This window comes from Joostella sp., from assembly GCF_048266025.1.
GTDB lineage: Bacteria > Bacteroidota > Bacteroidia > Flavobacteriales > Flavobacteriaceae > Galbibacter > Galbibacter atrarenae.
Genome location: NZ_JBLXAF010000002.1, coordinates 189051 through 205260, shown reverse-complemented (window position 1 = coordinate 205260; position 16210 = coordinate 189051). Strand labels below are relative to the sequence as shown.

Sequence of the window (16210 nt, the reverse complement as noted above, 5' to 3'; positions counted from 1 at the left end):
TTGTAAACAATTTTGCTTAAAAATAATTCGATCATAAATTAAAAAAACAAAATGAAAAAAGTTTACCTATTAATAATTGGAATTGTTCTAATTGGATGTGAAAAAGATGAAATCAATGATATTAACTCGGAAATAATTGGAACTTGGGAATGGAAAGTAAGTATATTACCTGGAGAAGTAGAGGGGTACAATGAAGATGGCTACTACAATATCAGAGAATATAAATTTAACTCCAACAAAACTTATGAAAGCAAATTATATTTCTTTAATGAGAATACTCAAGAAATTGAAGGGTACCATTCTAAAGAAATAGGAACCTATCGGATAGTAAATGATACAATTTTTAGAGAATTCGATTTATATTACTCTAATGGAACTGCAGAATATGAAGTCGTAACAGAAGATAGCTTATTATTCGAAGAAAATGTGGAATACAGGCATTACTTTAAATTAAAAGATAACGATTCAAAATTGACTTTTAAATTTAGTGTGGATTTCGAAAGACCAGATCCAACGACGGAAATAGATTTTATTAGAATAAATTAATAAAAACACTTGTTATCCTAGTTATCCTAACAGTATATAGGAATGCAAAACTTGTAAGAACAACGTTTCATTACCAATAAGAGACACCATTAGAAAGAAAATAATTAACTTGATCAACAAACAAATACTAATCAGACAAGTCCGCGTACCTTACTCTGCCAACTGGAGATAACCGATGCCGTTAGCTGCAATTAGACCATACGAATACAAATGAAGAAGAAGCAGATAAAAGAATTAACTGACGAAGAATTATTAAAAGAATCTAAAAAAATAAAATCTACCCAAATTATTGATGCAACTTTAATTGGGATTTTAATTGGTATTCTAATTTTCAGTGCCACAGCAGGTAGCTTTAATTACTTTTTTGGTATAATTATTTTGTGTGTAGTTTATAAATTGGTGAACAAGGACAAATACAAAAGATCGGAAATTTAAAGCCTTTTGAAAGAACGAAATTTAAAGTAATGACTGAGGGAATTTGTAAAAATTGTAAAACTGAAATCACTCAAAATTATTGCCCGAATTGCGGTATTCCCAAATCACTTAAACGGATTGATGGAAAATATATTGCTAACGAAATAGGAGGTGTTCTAAACTTTGACAAAGGAATACTATGCACAATTAAAGAACTGATAATAAGACCTGGAAATACAGTAAAAGAGTTTATTCTCAATGATAGAAGCAAAATTGTAAGACCAATAATTTTTATCATCATTTGTTCGCTAATATATTCGGTTTTAGAACAATTCCTGAACTTCGAGAAAGGATATATTTACTATGACGAATCCATAAAATCTACGTCAATGTCAATTTTTGGTTGGGTTAAAGAAAATTATGGATATGGAAACTTAATGATGGGAGTTTTTATTGCTTTTTGGACTAAAGTATTATTTAAAAAATATAGTTATAACTATTATGAAATCCTTATTCTTTTATGTTTTGTGATGGGGATTGGAATGTTGATTCTAGCTATTTTTGGAACAATCGAATGGATTACAAAATTAAAAATATTGCAATTTGGAGGAATGTTATTTGTAGTGTATTCTACATGGGCCACTGGACAATTTTTTGACAAAAAGAAGTTTTCAAGTTACCTAAAAGCATTTGTCTCATACTTTTTGGGTATGATAACTTTTATTATAGGAGTGTTTGTAGTAGGAAAAATAATTGATTTAATAATATAAAAATAACAGCAGCTAACCATGTATCCTATGATAAGCACTAGCTCAGTTTGCCAAAGTTAATATTTAGCATAGCAAATTCGCTAATTTTGCAAAACTGCAAATTTGCATAAGGCATTTCTTTTTTCTTCACTCTTTTTTACTGATTACTGATTCCCGTAAACAGTTTCTTAACTGAATTGTTATATTTGACTGAGAAATGAGCGTAATTGCGTTTGTTTGGGAGTACTGCATAATATGAAAAAAACGAAATTACTACTTATAACATTGAGCCTAATCGGATTAAATTCTTCCGCTCAAAAGTTAACTTGCTCTGACTTTAAAATTGGAACTTTTTATATTCCAGAAACTAAAGAAATGAGTAAATATACAATCGAAGTGAATGATAGTATAATGGAAATGACTGACAAACAAGATTTGTCAATTAAAAAATGGATTGTAGTTAGAGAAAAAAACACTCAAATTGAATGGAAAAACGGGATCGGAAATGGAATTCCTGAATATGAAATTATTGAATGGATTGACGACTGCTCTTACCGACTGACTTATGACGCTTCAAAATCGGAATTGGATGAAGAAAAAAAATGGGTAAATGATAATAACGGAATTGTTATCTCGAAAACCAAAATTGAAAATAACTGTTTGTATTATACAGCAGCAATGACAACAAATGACGGACAAAAAATTTCGCAAGATGGAATAATATGCAAGGAATAAAAATACTATGCACAAAATGTATAACCGCAATTCCGAGTGGATTCGACTACGTCCGAATCCACTCGGAATTGCTAACGTCTGTGACAAACCGAAAATTAACGCATATTTACCCGTAACTGACGGTTATACTAGACTGCTGTAGCACATTTTAAAAATGACAAATCATATATACAAAACAATAATCTAATAATATTAAATACTATAATTGAAATGAAGTTAAATATTACCTTACTTTTAAATTTATTATTCTTGTGTCTTATTTCATGCAATAAAGATGATGAGCCAACAACAGTTATTGTAGATGATTTTATAACAGAGATTAATGAGTTTCCTGAAAGCAATCAAGTCATTGGTACTATTCAAACATCACCCAGTAATGGAAATTCAACATATACCGTTACATCGCAATCTCCTGTCGATGCATTTTCTATAAATCCAAAAACAGGGGAATTAAAGGTCTTAGATAAAAGCAAATTCAATTTTGCTATTAATCCTGTAATAGTTGGAACCATTGAAGTAAGAAATGGTGATAATCTTGTTTATTCGTCTGTAACTATAAATGTAAAAGATGTAGAAAGAGTCTTCGATGGAAGTATTACCGTTGAAACTCAAACTCAGCTTGATGATTTTGGAGAAAAATATTATGATAGAATTAATGGAGATGTTTATTTATCTGGAAAGAATATAGTAAGTACAAATAGCCTTAATAGTATTAAATTTATTAATGGGTATATCTTAATTTTAGGAACTAATTTGAAAAATGTTGATGGTTTTTCTAACGCCAATCTTGCAGACGGTACAGTCATTCAAATTGTTAATAATCAACTTTTAGAGAATTTAAATGGTTTGCAAAGTGTTACAGCCAAACTAATGAATTTAGAGATTTATAATAATCCAAAAATAAATAATATCGATGGATTAGAAAATATCACGAGTGTTACTGATAAAATTGTAATTTCTGATACTGAAAACCTTGAAAATCTAAATGGACTTTCTGGAATTAACAATCCAGTCAAGATGCTTTCAATAAGAAATAATATAGGACTTATTGACACAAATGGTTTATCGAATATTCCTAAAATAACAATGAGTTTCCAGTTTACAAATAATGATTTAGTAGCTTCTTTAAATAATATGTCTAACCTTAAGGAAATTAATCGTTTTTTTCTGGATAGAAATGCTGGATTAAAAAATATCGATGGCTTATCTAAATTAGAGACTTGCTTGGAATTGGTAATACAAAATAATGTTTCCTTACAAAACCTTAACGGGCTTATTAATTTGAAAAAAGTAAATTATGGATACATGAGAATAACAGACAATACTTCTTTGAGAGATTTTTGTGGCCTTAGTTTAATTGCCTCAACTAGTACCGTTGGTTATAATATCAGGGATAATTATTATAATCCGACAAAAGATGATATTAAAAACGGTAATTGTAGTTTATAAAAAAATGTGCTACAACAAGGCGGAATTTTAACAAGTTAAGGATAGAACTGACAAACGGAATGTAAAAAACCGGCCACAACAACGTATCCTATGAAAAGCACTAGCCCAATTTTTCTATGTTAATATTTAGTATTGTAAAACTGCCAATTCGCTAATCTGCAAATTGGCAGAAGGCATTTCTCTTTCTATACTTTTTAATCTTCTCTTTTTTTCTGATTACGGTTTCCCGTAAATATTTTCTTAATTGAATTGCTATATTTGAAGGTTAAAAAGCAAGGAATTTAAAAATTCGGCTAGTGTTTAAAGACAACATTAACAAATTATTTTTAGCACTACTTTTCATATACGAGCCGTTGTAACCAATTAGAGGAATGAGTTTCCTAGTGATTTTTATTAATTATTCTGACTTTTGGAAGTTGTTCAAAATCTGAAGAGAGCCTTTTTTGGATTGCTGAAACGAATGGGCAGAATAATGATTTTCTCTTTATGGTTGAATCTGCTATTGTGGAGACCAATAACAGATAGTCTTTCTTATTACTTGACCAGTAAAGAAATTTTACAAGCAAAAAAAGTCACTTATAAAAATTTTATGGAAATTTATAAAAACACTAACTCTAAGGTGAATATCATTTTACGTACTGGTAGTAAAACTGGACGTGATTACAAATTTATAGTTAGAACTTTCAAAAATAATGGTGGAGTGATTGACTCATATGTACTTGCTAAATGAAATGAGCAAGATGGCAAGCATTGTTTTGGGGCAATAAATAAAGAGCTGATTATTAATAAAAGTTGCAAGAAAGTAAAAGATGTAAAGCAAATATCAAATGACGGGCGAATATTTGCTACCTCTTATCATGGACGATTATAATAAAAGCTTACAACACGGTATAAAAACCATAGACCATTTGTGTCTAATCGAAAGGTTTTTGAATATTGACAAAGTGCTTGAAATTAAAATTTGGTATTTTTTGAAAAAAAATAAAAGCAAGTACTTATATTTAGGTAGGTAATAAATCGAAACGAAAGTGCTTATCATTCGCCTTACGTTTTTTATACTTAAAGTTTTAGAATATTATGAAAATACTACTAATAAATATATTTTTCTTTGCAACTTTGACTTCTTATACTCAAAAAAAAGAAGTTAAAAATTTTATGTTTAATGATACAAAAATTGAATATACAAGAGTTGATTACTCGAAATACGGGATTGGACAATTCTTTATTACAATGTATGCTAGAAGTCCTGAAAATAATCTAATCGAAAAACAATCTATTAACTGCTTAACTAATAAGAACAGGCTTTATCATACGTTATATTTCTTTTTAAGTATCCCGACGGATATTAAAAATGAAAACATAAAGAATGAATTGTTTTCTAAATTTGTGACTCATCTTAAAAAAGAGGAAAATCTAGATACATTCAACTTATATTTAAATTTTGATTATGATTATTCAATTTCTTATCAAAAATCCGAAAAAAATGTTAAAAGAGTAACAACTAAAATTAGATCAAAAGAGATTTGTAAAACATTAACTGTAAGATAAAAGAGCTCTAAAAAAACTCCAATCAAAAGCACTAGCTCAGTTTACCAAAGTTAATGCTTAGCATTGCAAATTCGCGAATTCACAAATTAGCAAACAGTATCTTCAAACCTCATTTCCATATAGGGGAGGAGTCTTTCATTAATGTTACTTTCTATGTACTTAGTGGTTTTAAATCCAGATTTTATATAGAAAGGCTCGGCATTTGGATCTGCTGTTAAAAACACACGGGAGTAGTTTAATGACTTTACTCTTTCTAGAAAATGATTCATAAGTAAATGCCCATATCCTTTACCAATACAACTTTCAGAAATAAAGAAATAATCTAATTCTATGTTGTTGTTATCTCTAATTAAATAAGCATAAAAACCAAGAATAGTCCCGTTCTTTGTAAGCTTATATACGCTATTCTTTTTGAGATAATCGGAAGTAATGGTTAACTCATCTTTCCATGATTCTATTTGTGCATGAGAATAACCCCAATAAGATTTTGATTGAATAGTTAACTCCGTAATTTCCCTATTATCATCACTTGAAGCAATAATTATTTCCATTTAAAACATCAAATATTACTCGTAATAATTTAGTCCAATAATCTCTTTTACTTTATCCATGGTCTCCATCAGTTGGTGACTGAATTTATGTGTCATAATAGGACTTTCAGTTTTACCATTTCTTAGTAACTCATTAAAATGTGTTGCTTCATAATTATACCCTTCCGTAGTAACATCGAAATCTTTTGTAGTTTCTTTGCCTTCAGCATCTGTAAAAGTAACTTTTGTAGGTTTATGGAATTTAGTGTGGAGTTTTATAGTTCCTTTTTCGCATTTAATAATAGCTTCTGTTGGTGTTTCTTCTAAAAGTGTAGAACGTAGATTTGCTTTTACACCGTTTTCATAAGAGAAAACCATATGGCAAGAAGAATCGGCTCCAGTTTCGAAAAAAGTAGCATTTGCTTGAATCTCTTCTGGAACTCCCAATATAGATAGTGCAGCAAAAATTGGGTATATTCCAATGTCTAATAAACTACCGCCTCCCAATTGCTTATCAAATAGGCGAGAGGTGGCATTAAAAGTTGGATGAAACCCGAAGTCGGCATCAAGACTAATTACCTTTCCGTAGCTTCCCTTTTTAATAAAATCTAACACATATGTATAATGCGGTAAAAAATATGTCCACAAAGCCTCCATAAGAAGCACATCTTCCTTTTTCGCAATTTGTAACATTACATCAACATCTGCACTATTTAAGGCGAGTGGTTTTTCGCAAAGCACCGCTTTTTTATTCAGCATACAATCTATAGCATACGTTTTATGGAATGTATGCGGAGTAGCAATATAAATGGCATCTACATTTGGGTCTGTCATCAATTCCATATAATTACCATAGGCAACAGCAGCTCCATATTTATCTTTAAAATCTGTTGCTTTCTCCAAAGAACGCGATGCAATTGCATATAACTCTGCATCTTTTGTGGTGAGTAAATCTTTTACAAACTTAGTAGCGATATGTCCAGGAGCAAGAATACCCCATTTTATTTTTCTATTTTGTGATAGCATTCGTCGTTCTATTTAGTAATTCTAGAATAATAGCAATAATAATTACCATTGCACACCCGATAAAATTAAGCCAAAGGTAGCCTAGTTTTTCATCTCCAGCATCGTATTGGTGAATGGCAAAGTAATAGATTAGTACAATTGCTATTTGTGTGATTATTGCGCTTATAAAAACAGCATTCCCTCGGATAAATTTAATAAAGAAAGCGATTAGGAAAATCCCTAATACATTTCCGTAGAAAATAGAACCGATAATATTTACAAGCTGAATAAGATTGTCTAATAAAGAGGCAAAATTGGCAAAGAGAATGGCAATAATTCCCCACGCTAACGTAAACCAACGTGTTGCATTTAGGTAATACCTTTCGTTATGCTCTCGCTTATTATTCCTTTTAAAGAGATCGATAGTTGTAATAGTTCCCAACGCATTAAGTTCTGAAGCGGTCGAAGACATGGCCGCAGAAAATATCACTGCGAGTAATAAGCCCATAAGTCCTGTTGGAATCTTATTCAGAATAAAATGTATAAAAACGTAGTCTTTATCATTTGTTTCTAAGTCGTCATCAACTTTTTGAATTAGTTCTTTAGCTTCCAAACGACTTTGTACTTCTCTTTTATTAATCTCTTGGATGTGTTTTTTAGCAGAGACAATAAGGTTATAATCTTTTACATCTAATACCGAAGAATAACGTTCTTGAGCCATCTTCTTTTCTCTTTCTAAAGCCAGATGTTGTTTTTCTAACTTTTTATATTCATCTGCATATTCCGACTGCTCCACAGCTTCTACAGCAGCAGGATTAAAATTTAGCGGCGAGTGATTGTATTGATAAAAAACAAAAACCATAACCCCTACAAGCAGAATAAAAAACTGCATCGGCACTTTAAATAATCCGTTAAAAATAAGCCCTAACTGACTCTCACGGATAGATTTACCAGAAAGGTAACGCTGCACTTGACTTTGGTCTGTACCAAAATAGGCGAGTGCTAAAAAGAGACCTCCAGTAATACCACTCCAAAAAGTATATCTACTTTTGGGATTAAAGGAAAAGTCTAGAATATTTAATTTATCGTTGGCACCAGCTATTTTTAAAGCTTTTCCGAAAGTAATATCTTCTGGGAGGTAGCTCATTACCAAATAAAAAGCAGTGAACATTCCTGTCATTATTACAAACATTTGCTGCTTTTGGGTAACGCTAACAGCCTTTGTTCCTCCAGAAACAGTGTATATAATTACCAATATTCCGATAACTATATTCAAGGTTTTTGTTTCCCATCCTAAAACAGCAGAAAGTATAATAGAAGGGGCGTAGATGGTAATTCCAGCAGCCAATCCACGTTGTATTAAAAAGAGAATAGCAGCTAGCGATCTTGTTTTTACATCGAATCTATTTTCCAGAAATTCGTATGCTGTATATACTTTTAATCGGTGGTAAATAGGGATAAATACAATACAAATAATAATCATTGCTAATGGCAATCCAAAATAGAATTGCACAAAGCCCATACCATCATGAAAAGCCTGCCCAGGGGTAGATAAAAAGGTAATAGCACTGGCTTGTGTTGCCATTACAGACAAACCTACCGTGTACCATTTTGCTTCTTGACCTCCAAGAATGAAGTCGTTTACATTTTGACTTCCTCTGGTTTTCCAATAACCATAGGCTACAATAAATAATAACGTTCCAACTAATATAATCCAATCGATTACCTCCATAGAACTATTTGTTTGAAATCATAATTAGATAAAAAACAAAAATGTAAATAGCATTCATAATTAGTACAATAGAATACTCTCTTTTCCACACAAATTTACTCAGCATGATTATCCTTTAATGTTAGTATTGGTATTCTCCTTCTTTCCTACAGAAAGCATATTCGCAAATATTTTATAAGCTCCAGGAACTCCCGCTGGAAGTTCTCTAAAAAAACTTAAACCAGAGTAAATATAATAACCTTTTCCATAAGGTGCTATTAGTAGGCTTCCATCTTTTTTAGATTCTCCTTTATCATGCATAGAAAGCACCGATGTAAACTCATCTCCCCATGTATTTGGAAAATATAAACCTCGCTCTTGTACCCAACCTTTAAAATCACTTTGCGAAATTTTATTTGGAGTATTTAATAGCGGATTATTAGGAGCATTTAGCGTTACTTCTGCATTTTCATCGGTTACACGGTCTCTAGATAATTCTAGCTTATAAGGAGCTAAATTATCGATCCCAATTCCTCTTCTACCAGCAGTATTGTATTGTACAATTAGGTTACCGCCATTTTTAACGTAATCTAATAATATATGTTGTTTAAATTTTAATGATTCGTGGATGTTATAGGCTCTAATTCCCATAACTACAGCATCGAAATTCTTTAGATAAGCAGTATTTATATTTTCTGGTTGAATAACCGTTACTTTATAACCTATCTGACGTAAACTTGTAGGAACATCATCTCCAGCACCTGCAACATAGGCTATATTTTCTCCTGTTTTCTTGATGTTTAAACGTACCACCTTAAAATTAGCAGGCAGTAATACCGATTGTGTAGGAATATGATCGTACGCTATGGTTACCAATTCTTGATCGTATTCTTTTCCATTAACTGTTACAATTGGAGTTATATTTTCTTGATTTTCTTCTGAAGGGGGAGTTACGGTAAAAATTACTGTCTTTGTATCTCCTTTTTTAGCAATTGAAAAATCAACTTGCTGCGGACTCACTTTCCATCCGCTGTTATATTTTAAATGAATTTTTCCAGTAACGTTGTCCGTTCCAGATTTTATAGTAACAGGAATTTCCTTTGTTCTTTCATCTGAAAAAATGATGACTTTATTAGCTACCGAAACACCTACTTTAGGAAGGATTTCGAATGGTTGATAAATTTCCCCTTTATCAGGTCTTGAAAATTTATAAACTATATTTTTTTCAAAAGGAATGGTAACTCCTTCCACAGTAATATTAAAAGTTGCCTTTACGAGTCTTGGTGTTTCTGGTTTCCCTCTTAATTCTTGTGGTGCTTTGTACATTCCTAATGTGCCTTGCTCTTTTAACCAATATGGAGCTGTATAATCACTATTTTCAGGAATCTTAATTGTAGCTGTGGTATTTATAAACTCGTTATTTTCGAGTTGTTTGTTTACGCTAGCAACTTCATTTGTTGGTGTGATGGTAATGTTTTTAAGCGACATATTTGCATCTGACCTGTTTAAAACAGCACTTTTTACACTGATTTTCTCTCCAGGAACAGCAGAAGCATTTTCAGCAGTAGCCTCAATAAAGAGTCCGCTACAAGCTTCTATAATTTTCTTTATTTCTTCTAATTTTACTTCACGCCAATAATCATCTTTTAAATCGGAAATTAAAGTATATGCCTTTACTAATTGAGGAATATGTTGAGAAGGGTCTTTAAAATTAAAATTAGCTTCGATATCTAATAAAATTTCAGCAATTTCTTCTCCACCTTCTACACGTCCCCAAGTGGTATTGATCCCATCAAAAATATTATTAGTATTATCTCTTGGGAAACTCCCTTTTAGTAATTCTATATATTCTTTTTCGGAACCACGAGAAGAAATGCCTCCAAACCCTTGACTTAAATGCTGACTTCTAGCAATGGAAGCAATTTCATTATTACTCATTCCCAGAGCAGGGTAGTAGGTACCAATATCAAAGCTCATCATCTTTGATTTATCTGCTGATTCAAATTTATCTTGACTTCCGTAGAACCACCATGAGGTATTAAAAAACATACGCTCTGGTTGCCAAGGTTGTGTATATTCTAATTGCTTCGGATAGCTATTTTTATCCGCTGCAAGATCAAAAGCTTCTACACTAAGCATCGCAGAAGATGTATGATGACCATGAGTAGTACCAGGACTTCTATGGTCAAAACGATTGATAATTACATCTGGTTTAAAGTTTCTAATCACCCAAACAACATCTGCTAATACTTCTTCTTTATTCCAAATTTCTAGCGTTTCATCAGGGTGTTTTGAGTATCCAAAATCATTAGCTCTAGAAAAGAATTGTTTTCCGCCATCAATATTCCTTGCAGCAAGCAACTCTTGTGTTCTAAGTACTCCAAGAAGCTCTCTTAATTCAGAGCCAATTAAATTCTGTCCGCCATCACCTCTGGTAAGCGATAAATAGGCAGTTCTTGCTTTCACTTCATTCGACAAATAAGAAATAAGTCTAGTGTTTTCATCATCGGGATGCGCAGCGATATAGAGTGCTGTTCCTAGGAAGTTCAGCTTTTGTACTGCTTGATAAATATCTGCGGAAGGGTATGTTTTAGGCTTCTGCGCATAGATAGAAAAAGTAAATACTAATCCAATAAAAAGAGAGGATAATATTCTTTGCATACTTTAAGTTTTAGGTGTTACGTCAAATATAGAAATAAATGTTGGTTGCCGCCGATTGTTTTTATTTCTTTAACTATGTTTTTGCACGTGTTGGAACGTTTTATTAAATAGAATTTTTCTTAGATCTAGGTTTTTAATTTTTCACGAAGATATTTTTATATAGGTATAAAAAGTTCTGAAAACTAAGCTTCGTATAGTTCTATTGGGAGATTATCTGGATCAGCAAAAAATGTAAATCGCTTTTTAGTAGTGTCATCAATCCGAATAGGTTCTGTGGCAATATCAAAAGAAGAAAGTTTTTCTATTGCAACTTCAATATTATCTACCTGAAAGGCTAAATGGCGTAAACCTGTAGCTTCTGGACGAGAAACTCTTTCTAGAGGCGTAGGAAAAGAAAATAGCTCTATGATATATTCTCCATTTAATGCCAAATCTAGTTTATAAGAATTACGTTCCTTTCGGTATATTTCTTGAATAATTTCTAAGCCTAATATCGCAGTATAAAAATGTTTCGAAACCTCATAATCCGAACAGATAATAGCAATATGATGGACTTTTTTAAGCATGTTTTATAGGTTAGAGGTGCAAAATTAAAAGTGATTTTTAGTTTAGATATATTCCATTATCATCAACTGTAAACCCTTACAGAACCCGGCAACTCTTTTTCAATAGTATTAAACTCTTTCTTTAAGCCATCTTTGTAATGAATAGAAATTCTGTGGCGCTACACCGTGTCCTACAGGAAATTCCTCATAAACATGATTTATGTTAAGCGACTTCAATGCTGGAGCTGTTTTTCGAGCCCAATCTACAGGAATCACTTGATCTACACTTCCGTGGGAGCAATAAAAACTTAAATTCGAGAAATCGTTATTTTGATATCCTTCTTTAAGGATCTTTTCATTTAAATAACCACTTAAAGCGATTACATTTTTAACCTTTTCAGGATAAGAAAGAGCTACAGCATAACTTAAAATAGAACCTTGACTAAAACCTAATAAAGTAACATTATTAGCATCTAAATGATACGCTTTACAAGCCTCTTCAATGAAGTTAACAATCAATTCTCTCGATTCAATAGCTTGTTCATCATCGCTCCATTTTCCATCTTCAGCATCAAAATGAATAGCATACCAAGCGTGGCCGTAAGGAATTAAATCTTGTGGAGCCCTAACAGAAATAATACAAATATCTTCTGGTAATTCTGAAGCAAAAGAAAATAAATCTTCCTCATTGCTTCCATATCCATGTAACATGAATAACACAGGAGTGTTGTCTTTTTGTTCTTTAGCAGCTCTTATAATATGATGTAGTGAAAGCGTTTGTGTTTGCAAGTCTATGTGATTTTATTATTTAATGAATGTAAACCATTTCTGAAAATATTTTCCAACTAATGGCACTTCGATATATTTTTCTTGAAGCATTGTAACAAATGCATACGTCCAAAGGATAGAAATAAAAATATAGAAAGCAAAAGAAATCATCCAAGAATCAAAATTCCCTATAAAAATTGCGATAACAATAAACATAAGGCTTAATCCAAACCCCTGACGGATATGAAAACGAGCAAATGGATTCTGCTTTTCTAAATTCATCATAATAGCAATAAGCGATCCTACAAGCATTAAATAACCAATAATAGCTGTTGTTTTCCCTTCTCTTTCTGGTTTAATTTCCATCTTTTTTGTGTGTATTATTAAAGTATTTCTACCTGTCCGTTTGCAATAATTCCATAGGATTTACCTTTTAATTCTTCCCCTAAAAAAGCACTATTTTTAGTTGATGAAATAATGTTTTTAGTGCTAAAAACATATGCTTCTTCTGGATTAAAAAGGCTTAAATTGGTATTGCTACCTACTTTTATGGTTTCTGTAGGGATTCCGAATCTAGATTTTCCATTGGTAAGAACTTCAACAGTTTTTTCTAAATCTAATATTTTATGAAGTGCTCCAAAGGCACTCTCTAATCCAATACTTCCGTACATGGCATGGTCGAATTCTACATTTTTTTGCTCAACATCTAACGGATTATGGTCACTAGTAACAAAATCTATAGTTCCATCTTTTAATCCATTAATTAGGGCTTGCGTATCTTTTTTAGTACGTAGAGGCGGTAATAACTTATAATTAGTATCGAATTCCTCTAAAGCATCATCCGTAAGAATAAGATTGTGTATGGCAACGCTGCAACTTACATCTAGACCTTTATCTTTTGCTTCTTTTATAAGTGAAACAGATTTTTCAGTAGAAATTGTTGGGATATGAATTTTACCACCTGTATATTCTAAAATGAATAAATCTCTCGCTATTTGTAGCTCCTCAGCAAGAGCAGGAATTCCTTTTAATCCGAGTTTTGTACCGTTAGCTTCTTCATTTACAATACCTTTCCCTGCGATTTTATTTTCCTGAGGAAAAGAAAGTACCAATCCATCAAAATTCTGAGCATATTGCAATGCTATTTTTAAAAGATTAGGATTTGAAATTGGTTGCTGATAATCTCCAAAAGCTACAGCTCCTGCATTTTTCATATCGAAAAGTTCAGCAAGATCTACACTTTCACTTTTTATAGTTAAAGCGCCGATAGGGTATAGAGTAGTAGCTTTTCCAAGCGCTTTGGCCTTTAAAAATCCAATATCAGCATTGGTATCTGCAATTGGGTTTGCATTTGGATTTACTGCAATTCCTGTAAAACCACTTAATGCAGCGGTTTTCAAACCATTTTCTATGGTTTCTCGCTCTTCATAACCTGGCTCTCCAATACTAACACTGCTATCAAACCAACCTTCAGAAACATGGAGATTTTTTAAATCGATAACCTTCGTATCTTCCGAAGAAGTTATAGAATCTTCGATTTTTGAAATGATTCCATTTTCAATAAAAATGTCTTTTGTTTGCTGATGAAATTCGCTGTTTGGAGCTATTATTTTAGCTGATTTTAAAAGGATATTCATTTAAAATATTTTAAGATGAGCATTTCGATACATAAAAATATTAGTGCAAAAATAACAAACCATTTCCAAAGCTCATCGACATTGTTTTTACTTTTTACATTTTTAAATGCATCAGCAACACTGCTAAAGTTATTATTATTTACAATCGTGCTTATATCGAGATAGTTTAAGAGACTTTCACTTCTATTATAATTAAAACTAACATCGATTAAAGGTAGATTTCCTTTTGTAATATTATAAATCCCAGCATTAGTCGGCAACTCTTTGGTAGTAATACTTACCCGATTATTATATGTCTGCTGAAGAGGGATAAAAGATTCATTTTTGTTTGCAATTGTAACAATTTCATCATTTTCTAATTGTGCTTTGATGTCGAAAGTATTGCTAGTTCCTATCGTAAAATAGAGGTTAGGTAGCGCAAGACTATGCTTTGCCATATTGTAAAATGCAGGAACAATAAGTGGAGAACTCTGAAAATTACTATTTTCCTTGTTTAGCGGCGCATTAAAAAGATATATGTTATTTGTTTCCGCTAGAAAAGAAGTGTTATTAGCATACTTTATTACGCTCGTATAATTTCCCGATAAACTATAAGAAGCCTTTGTTGTTGGATATTGAAAATTGGTAACTCGCTCTTCAAAAACATTCGCAAATAGTGGGTGGTCAAAAGAAATATCTGTAATCTGTTTCACATCCTCTTTATCAAAACTTACCAAAGAAGTATTGTTGAAACTCCCTAAAAATTGATTGTAACTAGGTATTGAAATATCATTTCCGAGAATAATAATAATGCTAATTCCTCTTTTGGAAGCATCAATTAAAGCAGTTTTTAAAGCATTGGAAATCGTGTTTACTTCATTTAAAATAATGATGTTTTGCTGCTGAATACTATTAAAATCGGTTGCTTTGCTGTTTGTAGAAGTATAGTTAAACTCATCTTCAGTATAGATTTTCCTTAAGAAATTATCATCTGATTCGTTTATAGAAAGTACATTGATTTTATCTTCTTTATTGATTGAAAAAAATAGAGTATTGTCATATTGCAATCCATTATCATCAAGAGAAATAGTGCCTTTTATAGTTTCTTTAGGAATAGAGAAGCTAGCTTTCCCTTGGTTACCTTCAAAAGTGGCAGCCGTTTTTGCAATTAATTGAGTGTCGTTATGAAGAGCAATTGGAATATTATTGAGCTCGTAATTATTAGAAACTCGGACTTCAAGATTGTAATTTGAAAGATCTTTTTTACTGATAAAAACGCTGTCTATTGCGATGTTGTTTTTTGTGGCAGGAGAGAGCTTTACCAGATAAGGAGTTGTATTTTCTTCTGGGAATGTTACAGACTTACGTTGTTGGAAATCTGAAACGATAATAAAATTATGGATTGCATTTTTATCAGAAAACAAACTATTCCCTTTTAGTAAGATCTCATTGAAATCGAGCTGTTCAGCGGTGTATGGAGTCGATAGCAGCTCATTTTTAATATCAGAAATCTTTATGCTTTTATAGCTTTTAGTATTGGTAAATAAAGAGAATACTTCGTTTTCAGGAATATTTTCAATTAATTGATTTACTGCTCTTGGAAGAAGTTCACCTTCGCTACCTTGGAGCTGCATGCTAAAAGAATTATCTAAGTAAATAGTAGTCTCTTCCTTAGTGATTTCGATATTTCTATTTGCGAAATAGGGCTGCGCAAAAGCGATAATAATAGAAGCAAATGCCAATAAACGTGCTAATAAAACGAGCCACTTTTTAAGTTGAGAGCTCTTACGCGTCTTTAAATTAATCTGCTTTAGAAATTCTACGTTAGTAAAAGGGATTTCTTGAAACTTACGTAAATGGAATAAATGAATGATAATAGGAATGATAAGTAGAAAAAGAGCCCAAAGAATTTCCGGATGTTTAAACTGCATTC

The 16210-nt window shown here is 31.8% G+C and carries 16 protein-coding genes; 7 read left to right on the top strand and 9 right to left on the bottom strand.

The annotated features are described in order from the left end of the window. The first annotated feature begins 51 nt into the window (after nt 1-51). The 7 genes from ACN0TY_RS06700 (at nt 52) to ACN0TY_RS06670 (ending at nt 5441) form a co-directional block, all read left to right on the top strand. Nucleotides 52-546, top strand: coding sequence for a hypothetical protein (locus ACN0TY_RS06700; RefSeq protein ID WP_417443863.1), 495 nt, complete (start codon nt 52-54; stop codon nt 544-546). Nucleotides 547-756: 210 nt separating this feature from the next. Next, nucleotides 757-981, top strand: a complete 225-nt coding sequence (locus tag ACN0TY_RS06695) for an FUSC family protein (protein WP_417443862.1) — start codon at nt 757-759, stop codon at nt 979-981. Nucleotides 982-1010: 29 nt separating this feature from the next. Continuing rightward, the gene (locus ACN0TY_RS06690; protein ID WP_417443861.1) at nt 1011-1730 is read left to right on the top strand and encodes a DUF3667 domain-containing protein; all 720 of its coding nucleotides are present in this window, start codon (nt 1011-1013) and stop codon (nt 1728-1730) included. 234 nt (nt 1731-1964) lie between these two features. Then, nucleotides 1965-2444, top strand: coding sequence for a hypothetical protein (locus tag ACN0TY_RS06685; protein ID WP_417443860.1), 480 nt, complete (start codon nt 1965-1967; stop codon nt 2442-2444). Between the two features lie 210 nt (nt 2445-2654). Further along, a complete protein-coding gene (locus tag ACN0TY_RS06680) occupies nt 2655-3893 on the top strand; it encodes a cadherin repeat domain-containing protein (protein WP_417443859.1) in 1239 nt (412 codons plus the stop codon). A gap of 409 nt (nt 3894-4302) precedes the next feature. After that, on the top strand, nt 4303-4623 hold the full coding sequence (locus ACN0TY_RS06675; RefSeq protein WP_417443858.1) for a hypothetical protein: 321 nt from the start codon (nt 4303-4305) through the stop codon (nt 4621-4623). A gap of 347 nt (nt 4624-4970) precedes the next feature. Beyond that, entirely contained in the window at nt 4971-5441 is a 471-nt protein-coding gene (locus tag ACN0TY_RS06670) for a hypothetical protein (RefSeq protein ID WP_417443857.1), read from the top strand. 86 nt (nt 5442-5527) lie between these two features. Here the strand turns inward: ACN0TY_RS06670 and ACN0TY_RS06665 are convergent, their stop codons facing one another. From ACN0TY_RS06665 to ACN0TY_RS06625, 9 genes are all read right to left on the bottom strand, one after another. Beyond that, nucleotides 5528-5992 carry a GNAT family N-acetyltransferase gene (locus tag ACN0TY_RS06665; protein WP_417443856.1) on the bottom strand — a complete coding sequence of 155 codons (465 nt, stop codon included), beginning with the start codon at nt 5990-5992 and terminating at the stop codon, nt 5528-5530. 15 nt (nt 5993-6007) lie between these two features. Then, nucleotides 6008-6997: a Gfo/Idh/MocA family protein gene (locus ACN0TY_RS06660; protein ID WP_417443855.1), complete on the bottom strand. Its 990-nt coding sequence runs from the start codon at nt 6995-6997 to the stop codon at nt 6008-6010. Next, nucleotides 6981-8708: a sodium:solute symporter family transporter gene (locus ACN0TY_RS06655; protein WP_417443854.1), complete on the bottom strand. Its 1728-nt coding sequence runs from the start codon at nt 8706-8708 to the stop codon at nt 6981-6983. Before ACN0TY_RS06655 ends, ACN0TY_RS06660 begins: the two co-directional genes overlap by 17 nt. A 108-nt stretch (nt 8709-8816) precedes the next feature. Beyond that, the gene (locus tag ACN0TY_RS06650) at nt 8817-11348 is read right to left on the bottom strand and encodes a PIG-L family deacetylase (protein WP_417443853.1); all 2532 of its coding nucleotides are present in this window, start codon (nt 11346-11348) and stop codon (nt 8817-8819) included. A 182-nt stretch (nt 11349-11530) separates the two neighbouring features. Continuing rightward, nucleotides 11531-11914 (bottom strand): VOC family protein, encoded by a 384-nt coding sequence (locus ACN0TY_RS06645; RefSeq protein WP_417443852.1) that lies wholly within the window; start codon nt 11912-11914, stop codon nt 11531-11533. A 108-nt stretch (nt 11915-12022) separates the two neighbouring features. After that, entirely contained in the window at nt 12023-12682 is a 660-nt protein-coding gene (locus ACN0TY_RS06640) for an alpha/beta hydrolase (RefSeq protein ID WP_417443851.1), read from the bottom strand. Between the two features lie 15 nt (nt 12683-12697). Next, nucleotides 12698-13027 carry a hypothetical protein gene (locus tag ACN0TY_RS06635; RefSeq protein WP_417443850.1) on the bottom strand — a complete coding sequence of 110 codons (330 nt, stop codon included), beginning with the start codon at nt 13025-13027 and terminating at the stop codon, nt 12698-12700. A gap of 17 nt (nt 13028-13044) precedes the next feature. Further along, nucleotides 13045-14298 carry a dihydroorotase gene (locus ACN0TY_RS06630; protein ID WP_417443849.1) on the bottom strand — a complete coding sequence of 418 codons (1254 nt, stop codon included), beginning with the start codon at nt 14296-14298 and terminating at the stop codon, nt 13045-13047. Beyond that, on the bottom strand, nt 14295-16208 hold the full coding sequence (locus tag ACN0TY_RS06625; protein ID WP_417443848.1) for a BatA domain-containing protein: 1914 nt from the start codon (nt 16206-16208) through the stop codon (nt 14295-14297). Before ACN0TY_RS06625 ends, ACN0TY_RS06630 begins: the two co-directional genes overlap by 4 nt. Nucleotides 16209-16210: the final 2 nt, after the last annotated feature.

Coding starts and splice junctions, on each gene's coding strand:
- ACN0TY_RS06695 (WP_417443862.1), top strand. CDS start 757: ATGAAGAAGAAGCAGATAAAAGAATTAACTGACGAAGAATTATTAAAA.
- ACN0TY_RS06655 (WP_417443854.1), bottom strand. CDS start 8,708: ATGGAGGTAATCGATTGGATTATATTAGTTGGAACGTTATTATTTATT.
- ACN0TY_RS06700 (WP_417443863.1), top strand. CDS start 52: ATGAAAAAAGTTTACCTATTAATAATTGGAATTGTTCTAATTGGATGT.
- ACN0TY_RS06625 (WP_417443848.1), bottom strand. CDS start 16,208: ATGCAGTTTAAACATCCGGAAATTCTTTGGGCTCTTTTTCTACTTATC.
- ACN0TY_RS06645 (WP_417443852.1), bottom strand. CDS start 11,914: ATGCTTAAAAAAGTCCATCATATTGCTATTATCTGTTCGGATTATGAG.
- ACN0TY_RS06680 (WP_417443859.1), top strand. CDS start 2,655: ATGAAGTTAAATATTACCTTACTTTTAAATTTATTATTCTTGTGTCTT.
- ACN0TY_RS06660 (WP_417443855.1), bottom strand. CDS start 6,997: ATGCTATCACAAAATAGAAAAATAAAATGGGGTATTCTTGCTCCTGGA.
- ACN0TY_RS06685 (WP_417443860.1), top strand. CDS start 1,965: ATGAAAAAAACGAAATTACTACTTATAACATTGAGCCTAATCGGATTA.
- ACN0TY_RS06690 (WP_417443861.1), top strand. CDS start 1,011: ATGACTGAGGGAATTTGTAAAAATTGTAAAACTGAAATCACTCAAAAT.
- ACN0TY_RS06670 (WP_417443857.1), top strand. CDS start 4,971: ATGAAAATACTACTAATAAATATATTTTTCTTTGCAACTTTGACTTCT.
- ACN0TY_RS06650 (WP_417443853.1), bottom strand. CDS start 11,348: ATGCAAAGAATATTATCCTCTCTTTTTATTGGATTAGTATTTACTTTT.
- ACN0TY_RS06630 (WP_417443849.1), bottom strand. CDS start 14,298: ATGAATATCCTTTTAAAATCAGCTAAAATAATAGCTCCAAACAGCGAA.
- ACN0TY_RS06635 (WP_417443850.1), bottom strand. CDS start 13,027: ATGGAAATTAAACCAGAAAGAGAAGGGAAAACAACAGCTATTATTGGT.
- ACN0TY_RS06665 (WP_417443856.1), bottom strand. CDS start 5,992: ATGGAAATAATTATTGCTTCAAGTGATGATAATAGGGAAATTACGGAG.